The 16,627-nt window shown below is 45.6% G+C and carries 12 protein-coding genes; all 12 read right to left on the bottom strand.

The genetic code is table 11. The annotated features are described in order from the left end of the window. Nucleotides 1-32 precede the first annotated feature (32 nt). Entirely contained in the window at nucleotides 33-1,235 is a 1,203-nt protein-coding gene (locus DESGI_RS09225; RefSeq protein ID WP_006522566.1) for a 2-hydroxyacyl-CoA dehydratase subunit D, read from the bottom strand. After that, on the bottom strand, nucleotides 1,225-2,403 hold the full coding sequence (locus DESGI_RS23025) for a 2-hydroxyacyl-CoA dehydratase subunit D (RefSeq protein WP_006522565.1): 1,179 nt from the start codon (nucleotides 2,401-2,403) through the stop codon (nucleotides 1,225-1,227). Before DESGI_RS23025 ends, DESGI_RS09225 begins: the two co-directional genes overlap by 11 nt. Before the next feature lie 359 nt (nucleotides 2,404-2,762). Further along, nucleotides 2,763-4,349, bottom strand: coding sequence for a class I adenylate-forming enzyme family protein (locus DESGI_RS09215; RefSeq protein ID WP_006522564.1), 1,587 nt, complete (start codon nucleotides 4,347-4,349; stop codon nucleotides 2,763-2,765). 335 nt (nucleotides 4,350-4,684) lie between these two features. Beyond that, nucleotides 4,685-6,142, bottom strand: a complete 1,458-nt coding sequence (locus DESGI_RS09210) for a sigma-54 interaction domain-containing protein (RefSeq protein WP_006522563.1) — start codon at nucleotides 6,140-6,142, stop codon at nucleotides 4,685-4,687. Between the two features lie 256 nt (nucleotides 6,143-6,398). Then, complete coding sequence (hfq, locus tag DESGI_RS09205) at nucleotides 6,399-6,641, bottom strand: RNA chaperone Hfq (protein WP_006522562.1); 243 nt, start codon at nucleotides 6,639-6,641, stop codon at nucleotides 6,399-6,401. A 35-nt stretch (nucleotides 6,642-6,676) separates the two neighbouring features. Then, nucleotides 6,677-7,633: a tRNA (adenosine(37)-N6)-dimethylallyltransferase MiaA gene (gene miaA / locus DESGI_RS09200; protein ID WP_006522561.1), complete on the bottom strand. Its 957-nt coding sequence runs from the start codon at nucleotides 7,631-7,633 to the stop codon at nucleotides 6,677-6,679. A 12-nt stretch (nucleotides 7,634-7,645) separates the two neighbouring features. Next, nucleotides 7,646-8,452 carry a class I SAM-dependent methyltransferase gene (locus DESGI_RS09195; protein WP_006522560.1) on the bottom strand — a complete coding sequence of 269 codons (807 nt, stop codon included), beginning with the start codon at nucleotides 8,450-8,452 and terminating at the stop codon, nucleotides 7,646-7,648. Nucleotides 8,453-8,467: 15 nt separating this feature from the next. Next, nucleotides 8,468-10,372, bottom strand: a complete 1,905-nt coding sequence (gene mutL / locus DESGI_RS09190; protein WP_006522559.1) for a DNA mismatch repair endonuclease MutL — start codon at nucleotides 10,370-10,372, stop codon at nucleotides 8,468-8,470. A 6-nt stretch (nucleotides 10,373-10,378) separates the two neighbouring features. Further along, nucleotides 10,379-11,734, bottom strand: a complete 1,356-nt coding sequence (locus DESGI_RS09185) for a histone deacetylase family protein (protein ID WP_041285345.1) — start codon at nucleotides 11,732-11,734, stop codon at nucleotides 10,379-10,381. Continuing rightward, the gene (locus DESGI_RS09180; RefSeq protein WP_006522557.1) at nucleotides 11,730-13,415 is read right to left on the bottom strand and encodes a hydantoinase/oxoprolinase family protein; all 1,686 of its coding nucleotides are present in this window, start codon (nucleotides 13,413-13,415) and stop codon (nucleotides 11,730-11,732) included. Before DESGI_RS09180 ends, DESGI_RS09185 begins: the two co-directional genes overlap by 5 nt. Before the next feature lie 39 nt (nucleotides 13,416-13,454). Further along, nucleotides 13,455-16,109 (bottom strand): DNA mismatch repair protein MutS, encoded by a 2,655-nt coding sequence (gene mutS, locus DESGI_RS09175; RefSeq protein ID WP_006522556.1) that lies wholly within the window; start codon nucleotides 16,107-16,109, stop codon nucleotides 13,455-13,457. A gap of 134 nt (nucleotides 16,110-16,243) precedes the next feature. Continuing rightward, complete coding sequence (locus DESGI_RS09170) at nucleotides 16,244-16,624, bottom strand: YlbF/YmcA family competence regulator (RefSeq protein ID WP_006522555.1); 381 nt, start codon at nucleotides 16,622-16,624, stop codon at nucleotides 16,244-16,246. Between the last annotated feature and the right edge of the window lie 3 nt (nucleotides 16,625-16,627).

The following is a 16,627-nucleotide window of genomic DNA, read 5'->3' as shown; positions in this document are numbered from 1 at the left end:
GTTCTTTATTTGTAATACTTTGGGCATAAGAGTTATTTAGCAGCTAATTGCTCAAAGAAAACTGTAAACTTATCGCGTACCTGTTCATCGGAAAAGTATCGTAAATCCGACATGTCCGCTTCAAAGACGATGCCCGGCAAACCGGTACGCTCGCTGATAATGCTGCGCTTGTCGTAAAGCCCGAAGGCGGTGGGCTTGCAACTGCGGTTGGAAAACAGCACGAAACCGTCAACCTGGTACTTTTTCATAAAGCTGGTTTTAAGATTAATCCGATCCTCAAAACAACGGTTGGAAAACCCCTCGCTGTAATTTTCAGCCATGCTTTCCAGTGGCCGATCCAAATCGAACTGGTAGGCCCAGGAATGGGTGTACTGGGAAACCGCCACCAGGGCGCCGTGTTCGGCAAAGAGCTCGGAAAACCAGCGCAGTTTGGGCCATACTGGAATGTGATCCCAGTAAATTTTGAAGCGTTCGCCGGGTACCGCGTATATCTTTTTGTCCAGCCTATCCTCCAGTTCTTTTTTCAACTCCCGGTAATACATTACCGCCTCTTTGGTGCCGCGCCAGGTGACTATAGGCGCCATGTGGAAGCAGGCGTCAAAAAAGCCGAAGGGAGCGGGTTTCAATGCCGCCATGTCCAATATTTCGTTCCACAGACGACAGGCTTCGTTGGCCAGGGCAAGCACTTCGGCCAAGCGGTCGAAGTTGAAAGGGGTGCGGGTGGCCACTTCAAAAAAGTTGATTGCTTCTTCCAATTGTTCAACAAAATAATTTTTAATCAACCGAGTGGTGGGGGCTTCGATTAGTGGGGCATCCAGCAGGAAATAGGGCGCCCGGTACATGCGGGCGGCGGTTTCAAACCACTTTTGCAGGCTGCCGCACTGGGTGTTACAGCTGAACAACAAATCCGGCGGCACGATTTTACCCACCGGGTGCTCCTTTGCGTAAGCGTCCCCCAGACCGCACCGGGCATAACCGCAAAGGTCGGAGAAGAAGCCCCGCGCTTCCGCCGCCAGGGATATTTTATCGGCCACTTTTCTCGCTGCCGCCAGGGCTCCGAAATTCTCCGGGTAGTAAGGGAATAGGCCGGCGGCATAAACCAGCTCCACCGGGGAAACAGCGGTCACCCATACCACCGGTAATCCCTGTTCCCGGGCCAAATTGCCCTGCTCGTAATATTTGGCCATTAACTCTTTCAAGAGGCCGGCTGTTTTAAAAGACTGGCTAACTGCCATAGATATCGCCTCCCCCCAACATTTCCGCAAAAGCCTGAATGCGCGTGCTAATCTGCCCCTGGGACATGTTTCCAATCTCCGTTTCAACCCGAACGCTTGGTATATTGGCGGCTGACAGAGCATCACGCAGCAGCGGGTAGTCATAATTTTCCGTCTCGCAGAATTTCAAATGCAGGAAAATCACACCCTTTGCCCCGCACTCATTTACCTTACGGGTCAAGTATTCTAGGCGGTCCTGCTCGCGGTTTACAAAACAGGGGGACGGTGGGCGATTTATTTGGCGAACGGCCAGCGTTTCCAGCGGATCGCCATCCTCTGCTGCATCGTTGGCAATATAGCGGTAGCCGGTGCACAGGTCGTCGGCCACGCACACAACTTTCGACTGGTCCAGGATCTCCATAATGTCCGGGGGTTCCCAGACTTTACCCGTAACTACCACCCTAACCCGGCCGTGGTTATCTTCCGCCTGTTTTTCCCGGGCCTGCTGCTCAACAGCGCTGATCAGTTCACTGACCATGGTGTTGTGCAGTCCTTTCGGGATCAGCATGGAAGATTTGATGGCATTGAATAAGTCCAGGTTGGTGATCAGATCCGGGTGGTGGCCATGGAGCTGGTAGAGTTTTCTTAATAAAGCACGATGCTTGTTGTAAAGGTTGATGCTCCGGTTTAATTTTTCACCGTTAATAGACCTGCCCGTAAACTGCTCCAAACGCGCCTTCAACCGGCCCAATTCACCGGTGAGATAACTCCTGGCACTGGGACGATCAACCTGCCGGGGCAGTATAAAGTTCTCCATGAAATCGTAAGGCCGGTTTTGTTTCCAAATGTCTGAAATCATCCGGGTGGTGTCGCAAATATGAGGGATGATCAGCCCGTTCAGGTAATCGAACTTCCCGGCCAGAGACATCCCGAAGGAACATCGTGCCAGAGAGCATGCCCAGGTCTGCAAGTGGGCGTCGGCCCGGTTGACCCATAATCCATCATAAGCCACCAGCCCGAAGGGGTAAGCGCCCGAGGCATGGATTAATTCTTCAGGCACGTCAGTGGGCAAAAACCCGATTACCGGAGCAGGTTTTTCGGCTTGCAGCCGCTGAATCTTTAGACCAGGCTCGGCAATAATTTCTTTAAATTGTGCACAGATTTCTTTAATGGTTTTACGGTCAGTCATGATTAAGTATACCGGTTTTTCAAAACACAGTCACATATACGGCCCCCGGCCCTCTTCCGTCGACCCGCGGAAGAAGGTTTATAACCGTGTAAAACCGGTTCGCTCCTTTCCAGGATGGTTAAATGGTGGTTAGTAGTTAATGATTGGTGATTGGTGGTTGGTGGTTGGTGGTTGATAATTGGAGTAAATACTGCATAATAATACAGCGAAAATTACTTATTGAGCCATTAACCCTAATCGTCTTCATCTTTAAACTTTCAACTTTCAACCTTTAAACACCTGGCACCATTGCTGCTTTGGATTAACTTATTAAATAATCCATTATCTTTCCTATATTCCATTATATTCTGACTTATATTTTACACAGAGTCACTCCACTTGCCGTACTTTTCACGCAAGACCCGGTGCATGATTTTGCCGTTGCCGGTCCGGGGCATTTCTTCCTCGCTAATAAAACGGATCGACTTGGGGCGCTTGTAACCGGCAACCCGGTCTTTACAGAAGTTGATAATCTCCCCGGCCAGTTCATCTCCCGCCTGGTAACCCTCGTGCAGTATTATGAAGGCCAATACAATCTCACCCCACTTCTGGTCGGGAACGCCGATTACCGCCCCATCTTTCACCGCCGGGTGGGCACCCACGACATTTTCCACCTCCGACGGGTAGACATTTTCACCGCCCGAGATGATCATGTTCGCTTTACGGTCCACCAGGTAGTAATAACCGTCCTCGTCCCGTCTGCCCATGTCGCCCGCGGTGCACCACTTCCCGCGAAACACTTCACTGGTCTTGCCGGGGTCTTTCCAATACTCCTTGAACATACCCGGCGAACGGCTGTAGAGTTCACCCACCTCCCCAACCGGCACTTCCTCCCCGTTTTCATCCAGCAGCTTGATTTCGTCGCACCCAAAAACTTCTTTACCGATGGAACCCAGTTTAGTTAACTGGTCTTCCGGGCGCAGGTAAGTGACCAGGGACGTTTCCGTGGAACCGTAAGCTTCCCAAAGCTCAGCCGATTTGAAATACTTCATAATGGCCAGTTTCAAATCCCGCCGGGCTGGTGCCGAAGAGATTAAAAGCTGCCGTATACAACTGGTGTCGTACTTTTGTTTGATTTCATCGGGCAGGGCCAGGATCATGATGTAGTGGGTCGGCACCAGGGAAGTAAAGGTTACCCTGTAATCGACAATGGTTTTTAACAGGTCTTCAGGATCAAAGCTAACCATGTTATAAACCATTACCGGAGCGCTGATATAGGTGTAACAAAAAGAATAATAAATGGAATTAACATGACACATGGGCATGACCAGCAAGGGCTTGTCGTTGGGCCGCACTCCCATGTTAATGTTGTTGATTAAATACTGGCCCAGATAATTTTCATGGGTCCGCACAACCCCCTTCGGCCTGCCGGTGGTCCCGGATGTATACATAATGGTCCAGGGATCGGCGGCGTCCACCGAGATGTCCGGTTCGGACGGGTCGCCCTGAGCCATAACCGACTCGTAATGGATATAGCCCTCCGGAGCCTCACCGTCACCCAGGTAAATATAATTCCCTTCGGGAATAGTGGTCAGAATGTCGCGAACACTGTCGACCCCTTTCACGAAAGGTTCCTCCACAATGAATGCTTTACAGCCCGAATGATTAACAATATACTCAAATTCATGCGGTGTCAGGCGAAACATTACCGGAACGACAATCTGACCGCCCTTGGCGCAGGCGGCGTAAATTTCCATCCATTCCACCCTGTTGTAGGCAATTACGGCCACCCGCTCACCGTAGCCCACTCCCATGTCCTTCAATGCGGATGCCAGGCGGCACGACCGCTCGTTCCATTCCTTGAAGGTATAACTTTTTCTCTTGTCCTGGCAACCCAGCTTATCGGGGTAATTGCGGGCATTCATCTTCAGTGCCACCCCGACGTGCATCCATTTACTAACCGTCATTTCATATCCCTCTCTTTTGACAAGTCCGAAGGTTCTGAAAACATCCACCATAGAACAGGCAAAGCATTCCCTCAAGCTGTCATAGATGTTCCCTCCTTAACCATTAATGTTCTATTCATGTATGATAATGGTATTTTACGCAAAATACGTGCCAACTTTTAGACCATCTTTTCAGCCCGATCTTCAGAATTGTCAGATTTTGAGGGTGTCAAATTTGACATACAAAACCAAATATGAAACTGTTATTGTACTAAAATAAAGACTTTTGACAAGGTTAAACATGACATTCAACTTTGACCTAGTTTTTTAATTTATACTTAAACTTGAAAAAACATTTAAATAAAACCTTCATTTTCGAGTTGTTTCAGCCTTCTTATTCTTCTACTTAAACCCGAAAGACTTATGCCAAGTTTACTGGCGGCCTCTTCCCGGGTTTTGCACAGTTCCAGGGTATTTTTGACAAGCTTTAACTCGTATTTTTCCACCGCATCACTGAGGGACTTGAAATCTGAAACTGTTTCGGCCATGTTTTGGGCCGCTGTATGGTACTTGCCGGGTATATGTTCCGGGTTAAGTATTGACTCCTGGCCGATTACGATGACTCTTTCGACAAGATTGGCAAGTTCCCTGACATTGCCGGGCCAATTATACTTACATAACATTTCAATGGCCTCTTTGCTGAACTTAACCGCCCGGTTATATTTCTTGTTAAAAAGTTCGGTATAATGGACGATCAGGAAAGGGATATCTTCTTTCCTTTCCCGTAACGGGGGAATGGTGATTGGAATTACATTTAGCCTGTAAAAAAGATCTTCCCTAAAATTACCTTGCTTCACCATTTCCTCCAGATCCCGGTTGGTAGCGGCAATGATACGGACATCAACGTCCTTTTCTTTTACCCCGCCAATCCGGGTGATTTTTTGATCCTGAATTACCGCCAGCAGTTTTACCTGTAGTTTTTGGGGAAGCTCCCCTATTTCATCAAGAAATAGGGTTCCTTTATCCGCTATTTCAAAATAGCCGGCTTTGCCGTCTTTTTTTGCTCCGGTAAACGCCCCTCCCTCATAACCAAAAAGTTCGGATTCCAACAATTCGGCTGGGATGGCGGCACAATTGATTTTTAAAAAAGAACCGGAATCGTTTCGCGAACTGGCTTCGTGGATTATACGAGCCACAAGGTCCTTGCCCACACCGGATTCACCGAGGATAAGCACCGTACTGTCCACGACGGCGATTCTATGGACTGTTTCCAACATTTGTTTGATCTTGTTGCTGTGGGCGACAAATTTAAATGTTTTCCCCCTTTTGAATTCCAATAACTCAAACAAATATCTCGAAGCCAGTTTTTGTGATTGTTCAAATTTTTGCCTTAAATGATTCAACTCCGTTACGTCACGTATATTACAGTATACTCTGACAATTTTACCGGTCTGGTCATAAAACGGGACTCCGGTACTTAAAACTTGCCTCCCTGCACGCGTATTTATAATTACCGATTCCTGCTTGCCGGTTTCAAATGCCTTCAAGGCCGCGCTGGCATCGGTAATCCCGTCATTTGTCAAGTCCTGAATTGTCCGGCTCAGTGTTTCCGATTTGGTTATGCCCATAATTCTCTCAAAAGCCGGATTGATCAAAAGAAGCCTACCGTCACAATCAGCTATACTCATAGCGTCGTAAGAGTTTTCGATCATCCCCAGATAGTCCCTGTTCATCTCTTCTAGTTCAGCCAACCTTTGACGCAAATAATTAAGCTCATTCAGTAACTCTTGGGAATTTTGCCTATCCTGCCCCATTTATTCACTTCCCTTCTCAATCCCAAAGAGTATATTCAATTCCAAACGAACAGTGGAATTACAGTCACATAACCACGCTTGATTAAATGATTATGTATATGTGTAATTATGGACTATTATAGTCATCCCAATCAATACCAAAGTTGCGCTATAAAATAGAAACCGCCTGCTTTTCAATGAAAAGCCAGGCGGAATGATTGAATTTGGAATGTTTTCTAAGTGGAATATACTAAAAGACATGACCTACACCTTTTATTTAGCCAGGCTTAACTTCCGAAAAAGAAGTATTTACCGGTTTCATAGGACTAACTGTAGAAATAGCGTGTTTATATACCATCATTTGTTTGCCGTCACTTTCCATAATTACTGTAAAATTATCAAAACCCTTAACCATACCTTTTAATTGAAATCCATTAACCAAAAAGATTGTTACAGGTATATTATCCTTTCTAACCTGGTTTAAAAAAGCATCCTGTAAATTTATCTGAGGCTTTGTCATATAATTCCCTCCGTTGGTATTTTATACTTTTCTTTTTATCGACACCGGGTAAGTTCAGCCATATGATATTTAATCTCTTCCGCAACATTATTTATTGTATCATACTTCTCCATATCTATCCATTTGATACTACTATATCGTCTAAACCAAGTCAACTGTCGCTTGGCAAATCTTCTGGTATTTCTTTTCAATAAATTAACGGCTTCGTCCAAAGAATACTCGTGATGTAGATAGCCCACAATTTCTTTATATCCCAATCCCTGCATAGATACCAAATTACGATGATAACCGGCATCCAATAAACCCTGCACTTCTGTCACCAACCCGCGATCAATCATCTTATCTACCCGTTTTTCGATGCGACTGTAAAGTTTTTTCCGCTGGTAGTAAAGTACTATGAATAATATATTATACTCCGGGTAAGCCAGTTTATTGTTGTTTCTAAACAGCGCGCCCGCATCTCCGGTTTGCCTGTGTATCTCCAGCGCCCGGATAGTTCTTTTTAAATCATTAACATGAATACGAGATGCTATAACCGGATCAACTTCTTCAAGCATTTCGTGCACAGCTTTTTTTCCTTTTTGTTCAGCCTTTTCCTGCAAAGATTTTCTAAATTCCTCATCTGCCCCTGTGCCACTGAAATCATAGTCGTAAATTACCGCGTCAATATAAAATCCGGTACCCCCCACCAATAACGGTACTCTGCCACAACGATAAATATTTTCTATGGCTTCCCTGGCCAACCTTTGAAAAACTGCCACAGTAAAGTCTGCATCAGGATAAACAATGTCAATTAAATGGTGGGGAACGCCTTTCATTTCCTGTGCCGTGGGTTTGGCCGTACCAATATCCATGAAGCGATATATTTGCATGGAATCAGCAGACACTACTTCTCCATTAAGTCCAAGGGCCACCTCCACGGCAACTGCGGTCTTGCCGGTGGCCGTAGGTCCAGCAACAACCAGAAGCGGTATCTTTCTATTATTTCCCATAACCATCTCCAATCATTCTTCTTTTATCATGACACCATATACTACTCTGGAATGCTTTCCTCCCTCGAAACGGTTAAAACCCAATCTAACTAATTCACTTCCCATTTTATTATCTTTCACTACCACCCGCCGCCTGGCCACTCGTATTGCTGAAGCAATCACCTCAGTCGTAAGAAAACGGTTGTCTGCCAATGGTCTGAGCGCATTAACAGCGCTTGATTTATGATGTGGCCGGCGAAACATGGGATCAAAATAAACCACGTCAAAGCAGTTGGCCGGCAGAGTATTTAGCGCTTCACGATGGTCGGCATGCTCTACAACAATACGTTTCATGGCCTCCTGCACAACCTTTTTTGTTTGTTTATAGCCACTATTCAAACCAATCCGCACTATAGACGCCACTATAGGAGATGATTCCCACCCCACCACAAGACCGTCTTTGCCCAGCACATAACTGGCTACTATAGCGTCAACCCCCAAACCCAGAGTGCAGTCCAACAACTTTTCACCGGGTTTTAAATTCATAGCATTAATCATCGTATCATTTTTACCAGATCTGATCTCTTTAATACGCAAAACAGCCATGCTGGGGTGAAAAAAAAGCTCTGTTGCACCGGTAATACAAATAACCTTTTGGGCTTTGACCACTATAATATGCTCAGCTTGCCATTCTTCAGACAGCTCTTTAATGGTTTTCTTGCCTCTTGCCACCACCGGAAGACCTGTGTCAATGCTTATTTTTTCAGCCAAATCCCAATGCTCCTTGCGAGCTTCGAGGGATGTTGTGATAATGCCTGGCCATTTACTTTCTTTGATCAAGTAAAGTCCCTCCGGTTAAGTTCGTTTAAACATAACATCCAACTCCCGGCGGGTGAAGGAAACTACAGTAGGACGGCCATGGGGGCAGGTATATGGTTCATCGGCTACAGCCAATCGCGCAATTAGAATTTGCATGGCTTCCATAGAAAGCCTTTCTCCTGCCTTAATAGCCGCTTTACACGCCAAAAGAGCTGCTAATGCGTGCTTATTTTCAGCGTCACTGGCCCTTCCGCGCTCCATAATAGCCTCTACCACATCGGCTATTAATACTTCACCCTGGCCTGGGGAGAAATCCGCCGGTATACCACGCAGCAAAAAACTATCCTGCCCAAAGTCTTCAAAAACAAATCCGACGGCCTGCAAATTATCCCGATATTCCTTGAGTAGCTCTTTTTCATGGAATCTCAAATTGATATTCTCTGGTGTCAGCAAGTATTGCACTTCCGGTGCGGTGGTAATCAAATTACAGAAATATTTTTCATACATAATTCGCTCATGGGCGGCATGTTGATCGACAATAAATAATCCATCCCTTGTCTGCGCCAAAATGTAAGCATTCATTAGCTGCCCAATAACTTGCAAATCCGGAAATTCTGGATATTTTTTGTAATCCCCATCCACTTCAGCCAACTGTGCAGATGAGATAATAACACTTGTTACTGATTCCTGGGAGTTGGCTGATTTTTTTTTACTATCAGCACTTAATGCAGGGCCTGTAGATTGCTGCCGGACAGTGGTATTATGTAAATCAGGCACGGTTGAAACTTTCGCCGTAACATTTTGCACCACCCCGACATCATTTGCTTCACCCTTATCTATATGCACACTGGTGATGCTCCTTTGGGGCAATGTATATTGAGCCCCGGGTGAAGGAAAATGCAGTTTATATGGCTCGCTGCTGGGAGGCAATTTTGTCTGACGTGGGATTAGATCAGTTTTCCTTAAAGCTCTACCAGTCACAGTGGTAACCAGTGACTTTATTTGCTCTTCATTTTCCATTTTTATTTCCATTTTAGCCGGGTGTACGTTAACATCTATTTTGTCCGGCGGAAGCCAAATTAACAAAACCGCCACTGGGTAGCGACCGACAGTCAACTTACCCCGGTATGCTTCCTCAAGGGCCATATTGACGGCTGCGTTACGCACTATACGACCATTCACCGCTACTGTTATTTGCTGACGTGTACTGCGACTTATTTCGGGTTTACTTATAAAACCTTCCAGTTTAACACCGTCTTCATGGCCATTAACCGCCAGCATCATGTTCGCAGTACGCACATCATAAACCGATGCCAGCACATCCATCATTTTACCGGAACCCGGGGAACGGAAAATCTCCCTTCCGTTATGTTTAAAAGCAAATTTGGCCTGAGGTCTTGTGAGTGCCAATTTATAAACCAAATCGGTAATAAGCCCACCTTCTGTGGATTTAGACTTCAAATGTTTACGGCGTGCGGGCGTGTTAAAAAAAATATCCTGCACACTAATCATTGTACCAACCGGACAGCCGGTCGGTCCCTTTTGCTGTACTTGGCCGCCCTTTATGACCATTTGATAGCCTTCGTTTTTTTCCGGCACCCTTGTTTTTATAGATAGACGAGCCACAGCGGCAATACTGGGCAGCGCTTCCCCCCTGAAGCCCAAAGTTTTAATATCATCCAAGTCCGCAGCGCTTTTAATTTTACTTGTGGCGTGACGCTGAAAAGCCAGGGGGGTGTCCTCCTGGCTTATTCCGCATCCATTATCAACCACCTCAATAGCTTCGATGCCCCCAGCGGTAATAGCTATATTAATCCGATCGGCCCCGGCATCCAGTGAATTTTCCACCAACTCTTTAACAATAGAAACAGGTCGTTCAATCACTTCGCCTGCCGCAATGCGGCAGGCGGTAGATTCATTCAATAAAAAAATTCTAGGCATTTTTCATTACCCTTCCGATACCCACTCCTGCCCCTTATCCTTCTCATAAGTAATGCAGGTATCTGTGGATTTATCTTGCATATAAATATAATCGCATTCCCCTTGTTTTTTAGCCTGTTCGTAGACATCATAAGCTTCGCTCTGACATGAATGACAGGCCTGAAAAGGTATGGAAACAGCATAAATCCTGACCGGCGCCCGGTATCCCCTTTCAGCACGGGATTCAATAATTATATAACCGGGACAATCGGCACACATGCGCACTTTCTCAATCTGTTCTTCTTCAATATAGTCAGTATCGTAGTAAATAAACTTCTTGCGCTGGTAATATTTACCCACACCAAATATCTTTGGTATATCAACTTTATCTCTATTGGCCCAGGATTCCAGCAATTGTTCAACCATACGATGCACCTGTGCTGTTTTTTCCGGGCTTTCCTTAAATCTCCCCGGCCAGTAATCAGGTTCCATTACATAAGAATAATCTACATCAGCTAGAGCTAGGATAATAGCCAGGTTAATATAGGGCAGAGCGGTTTCAATAGCATATCCACCCTCCAACACAGCCAGGTGGGGCTTTAACTTTTTTGTAAAATCAGCATAGGCCCTGGCAGTAAACCTCATACTGCCCAGCGGGTCGGTATAGTGATTATCCTGCCCCGCTGAATTGATAATAATTTCCGGTTGAAAGTCCTTAACCACAGGTAATACCAAGTTATCCACCACGTACATAAAAGTCTCGTCTGCGGTACCCGGGGGCAAAGGTACATTTAATGTTCTTGCATAGGCTCCGGGACCACCTAATTCATTGGTAAAACCAGTACCAGGGAAAATGGTGCGCCCGTCCTGGTGAAATGAAATAAACAATACATCGGGGTCATGGTAAAAGAGATCCTGGGTACCATCACCATGATGGGCATCAGAGTCTACAATAGCAATTTTCCTAATACCATGACGACGGCGCAGGTACTCCACAAGAATAGCTTCGTTGTTAATACTGCAGAACCCGCGATTGCCATGAACAACACGCATAGCATGGTGACCCGGCGGACGAACCATGGCAAATCCGTTCTTTATTTCCCCACTAACAACACTGTCGCCCAGCTGCAGTGTAGACCCAGCGGCAATTAAATGGGCCTCTGTCACCTGGCTTTGCACCCGGGGCACGCAAAAATGCGTCCTTGATACATCATGCAAAGAGGCCAAACGGGGAGCATATTCATGAATCTGGGGCAAATCCATTACACCCTCTTCAAAAATTTGATCACGGGTATAAAGCAATCTTTCCTCCCTTTCGGGGTGAGTAGGAGATATAGCCCAGTCAAACGCCGGGAAAAAGATTAAGCCGGTTTTCTTATTAATCACTAAACCCACCCCTTGCTCCAATATGGCCAATAATACCCCTGGGTGTCTGTACGCTTATATCATATATTCTTCCGGTGGTAATCCAGTTGCGTACCATTGTAAACACATCCCGTCGGGTAAATTCCTTTTTTTCCACCGCTTGGTTTAATCCATACTTTTCCGCCCTTTTTTTAAGCCATTCACCGGCTAAAAGCAGGGCATCCTCTTCAGTAAAGGGGTCTTTTTCTATTTTCCCCTGATAACCCTCTTGCTCAATTGTATAATAGCCCTGTTCGGTATCCGCCCGCAGGTTGACCTGTAAAGTAGGCACCGCCACCGCAGCCCCTATGGCATTCGCCACCTGAGCATAAGGTGGGATCACCGGGTTTGCGCCTATTTTAGCTGCTATCTGGGTGATAAAACCAGACGCGGCACCGCCCACCCCTACAACCATATTGGGACGCTCCTTACGCTTTTGTAATACCTCCCAGACGCGGTACGCCGGTTCCTGCTCCCACTGTTTGAAAATGGCCTCTATCTCCTGCACAACCAGGTCTATAACCATATTAATTATTCTTTGTGCCACTTCACTATGGCTCATACCCAGCGGCTGGCCCAGCATATCCATAGCCTCCAAGGCTTTCTTGGCATTGCCCAATCTAGTAAGTCCCAGCACCCTTAATGCATCTGTTGGTGTGGGCATTGGCCCGCCCAAGCAGAAAGGCGCCCCCAGTCTTTCAGAATATACCAAAATCTCTTTGCCCACCCGCTCTACTATACTGTCCCCACCAACAGCCACGGATTTAACTGCCAGGGCCCGAACCTGGGTAAGCTGATCGTAAACCGGAGCGCCTCTAGAGGAAAGTAGAGGCTGACCGCTTAAAATCAAGGCCAGATCAGTAGTGGTACCACCTATATCCACCACCACCGCTGTTTCCCCGGGTGGTATTAGTGCCTGAACACCCAGGGTGCTGGCCGCCGGCCCGCTGAAAATTGTTTCTATAGGTACACCGGTTACCTTGCTTAACGGCATTGTGCCGCCGTCCGCTTTGAGTATATATACTAAACCCTCAACACCCCGCCTGTTAAGAGCAGCCTGAACCGACTCCACAAAAAAGGAATATTTGTCCCTGGTGGCACAGGCCAGCATGGTGGAAACTACACGCCGCGGAAAGTTCAGCTGACCGGCCACCTGGTGTCCCATTTCCACGTGCCAGTCCGGGTGTAAAGATTTTATCCTCGAGGCAACCTCTTTTTCATGTTTATTGTTTCGCGAGGAAAATTTGCCCACCACGGCTACCTTTTTATATCCCTTAGTGCTTAAACAACTAATTGCATTTGCTATTTCCTGATCACGCAGGGGCATAATTTCCCGCCCCCTGTAATCCATGGCACCAGAAATAAATAAGGTATCGGTGTTATACTGATAATGCACATGGCTTAAACCGGGTCCGGGTATCAGAATAATGCCCACAGGGTCATATTTTTTCTCCGCAATTAAATTCGTAATTAAAGTAGTGCTAAAAACAACCCGTTCGATTAATTCTGCAGGCACACCTTTCATAATTCTATCAAGCGCTTCCATTAAAGAGGTAATGATATCATCCCTACTGGGCACTGTGGCAGAAGCTTTAACCAAACCATCATCCAAAAGTACCGCGTTGGTACTAGTGCCCCCTACATCAATACCAATATACATATCTATACACCCCCGACCCGTATCAAACCTTTAAAATTATCAATTCTCTGAACTTACATTAATCTCCTTCAATAAATTACCCCCTGTATCCACTTCATTTTTAATTTTTTCCGTCCATTCATGTAATAAGTTTATCGCTTCCAGTGGGGTTATTTGCATCACATTTATTTTTGCCAGTTCCCCGAGCAATAGTTTTTCCCGACAGTGGGCACATTGTTCTTTACAACCGGTCGTAACCATATCGTTTTTTTCAATGTGATGTGTCACAGCACCACCTGCACCGCCACTGCGAATTTCCATCCTGCGCAGGACATCCTGGGCTCGCTTTAAAACCTTCTCAGGCAGGCCGGCTAGCCGAGCCACCTGGATACCATAACTTTTGTCTACCTTACCGGGTAACACCTTTCTTAAAAAAATTATCTCATCGTTTTCTTCATGGACACTGACAGTACAATTAACCACCCCGGGCAAACTGTCCAAATCAGTTAATTCGTGGTAATGGGTAGAAAAAAGCGTTCTTGCCCCAATTATATCGTGGATGTATTCTACCAGAGCCCTGGCAATACTTATACCGTCGTATGTGCTTGTGCCCCTGCCGACTTCATCCATAATTATTAAACTATTTGGGGTGGCATTATTAACAATATCTCGACACTCGCTCATTTCAACCATAAACGTACTGCGGCCACCGGCCAAATCGTCCGCCGCACCGATGCGAGTAAATATATAGTCTACCAAACCTATTTCAGCTTCGGTTGCAGGCACAAAGCTCCCCAATTGCGCCATTAATATAATCAATGCTACCTGGCGCATATATGTACTTTTTCCGGCCATATTGGGCCCTGTGAGTAATATAAATGTGCTGTTTTCATCCATATATGTATCGTTAGGCACAAAATTGCCCGCATTCAATACTCGCTCCACCACTGGATGCCTGCCATCCCGAATAACTATTTTTTTATCAGTATTAACAACAGGCCTTACTAAATTTGACCGTTCTGCCGCCTCAGCCAGGGAAACCAGAACATCTAAAATAGCCAGTTTTCTGGCAGCATTCTGCATGCGGAGCAATTCATCGGCCACTTTTTGCCTAATTTCACCAAACAATTGGAATTCCAGTTGCATCAGCCGGTCTTCCGCGCCCATAATCATGTCTTCATACTCTTTTAACTGGTTGGTAATAAACCGCTCTGCATTAACAAGAGTTTGTTTACGTATATAATGATCAGGCACTTGAGATAAGTTGGCTTTAGTAACCTCTAAGTAATAGCCAAATATTTTATTGTAACCTACCTTTAGGGATTTAATACCCGTCCTTTGCCGTTCTTCGGACTCCAACCGGGCAAGCCAGTCTTTGCCGTTACGACTAGCCGTACGCAGGCGATCTACCTCGGGATGATAGCCAGTTTTAAAAATACCACCTTCTCTGATTTGCATCGGGGGATCATCAACCAGCGCTTCATGCAACAACTCATTTATATCAGACATATCATCTAGTAAGCCTATTATATCAACTAGTAATTTAGCATGCACATCGCTAATCAATCCCTTAATTGCGGGTAAAAGATCAAAGGATTTCCTTAATGCCAGTAAATCCCTGGCGTTGGCACTGCCGTATGCAACCCGTCCCGCCAACCGTTCTAAATCATAAACTTGTTTTAGAGCCTCCTTGATCTGTTTACGCAAAATTAAATTATTTAATAATTCCTCCACTGCATCCAAACGTTTGTTTATTATTACCGTATCCAACAGTGGTTGTTCAATCCACTGTTTCAACAACCGGCCTCCCATAGCCGTGCTTGAATAATCAAGTACCCAGATAAGTGTACCCCAGCGCATTCCATCTTTTATTGAACCTGTCAGTTCCAAATTACGCCTTGACACCGCGTCTATTTTCATATATTGATTAGTATTGTATATCCGGGGCCTGTTAATTTGATGCAGACTTCTTTTCTGAGTGTCCAGCAGGTATAACAATATAACTCCAGCAGCACGCAATCCAAAAATCAGATGATCTATACCTGTTTCCAGCCAATTATCACCAAACTGACGTTCCATTGCATTTCTGGCCGCTTCCGATGTAAATAAATCGTCATCAATCGGGGTTATCAGCACATTCGCAATTCCAGCCAGCCTTTTGGGCAAATCACATTTATAGCTGCGCGGCAACAACAACTCGGCGGGCTGCAGTCGATGCAGTTCATCGGTCATTTCATGATAAGCGTTGATGCCGGTAAATTGCGTAACCCAGAACAAACCTGTTGAAATATCACAAAAGGCCAGCCCACAACCATTGTCTTCCGCCAGCACCGCTACCAGGTAATTATTTTTTTTATCATCCAGGCACTGCCCTTCCATTACAGTACCAGGGGTGACAATTCTAGTCACCTCTCTTTTTACCAGCCCCTTGGCCTGCCTGGGATCCTCAACTTGTTCGCATATAACCACCCGGTGGCCTTTTTCAATAAGCCGGGCTATATAGGACTGGGCAGCATGATGAGGCACACCACACATGGGTACCTTTTCGCCACCACCCCCGTCACGGGCAGTTAATGCGATTTCTAAATCTTTGGAAGCAACGAGTGCATCATCAAAAAACATTTCATAAAAATCACCCATACGAAACATAAGGATATAATTTTGATAATTTTGCTTAATTTGTAAGTATTGCTGCATCATTGGAGTATAAGCCACACAATGTCCCTCCTGGGAATATTATAACATAAAGAAAATTAATCATTCGATCACTATCTGTAATACAGCACCGGTTTTGGGTCCAATTCGCCTCAAAAAAAAACCCGGCACAAGTAGGCCGGGGTTTTTTCCGCTTAGTGACCACAGCCACTGCAAGAAGAACAACACTCATCGCTGCATGAGGCTTGTTGACCCGTTATAGCACTGGAAATAATATTATTAATTTCCTCTAAAACTTTTTCAAAATTTTGCTGAGCCTGGAAAAAACTATATATCAATGAATTGTCCAGCATGCGCTTTTCCAAATCAGCCACTTCACTTTTTTGAGCATCTGTTAATTGCTGACCTTGCTTTTGCATATCCAGGTATTGTTTTTGTTTAGTATTAAACTCCTGAATAATGCTCTGGGCCTCTGGATCCGCCATCATTGATTGCTCCGCGTTTTTCATATTGTTTAGTTCCTCGGAAGCCGCTATCTCCTGCCCCAGCTCATAGGCTTTTTCCAATATTGACATCTT

Origin of the sequence: Desulfoscipio gibsoniae DSM 7213 (assembly GCF_000233715.2) — a bacterium.
Lineage (GTDB): Bacteria > Bacillota > Desulfotomaculia > Desulfotomaculales > Desulfallaceae > Sporotomaculum > Sporotomaculum gibsoniae.
This window is presented reverse-complemented; position numbering and strand designations above follow the sequence as displayed.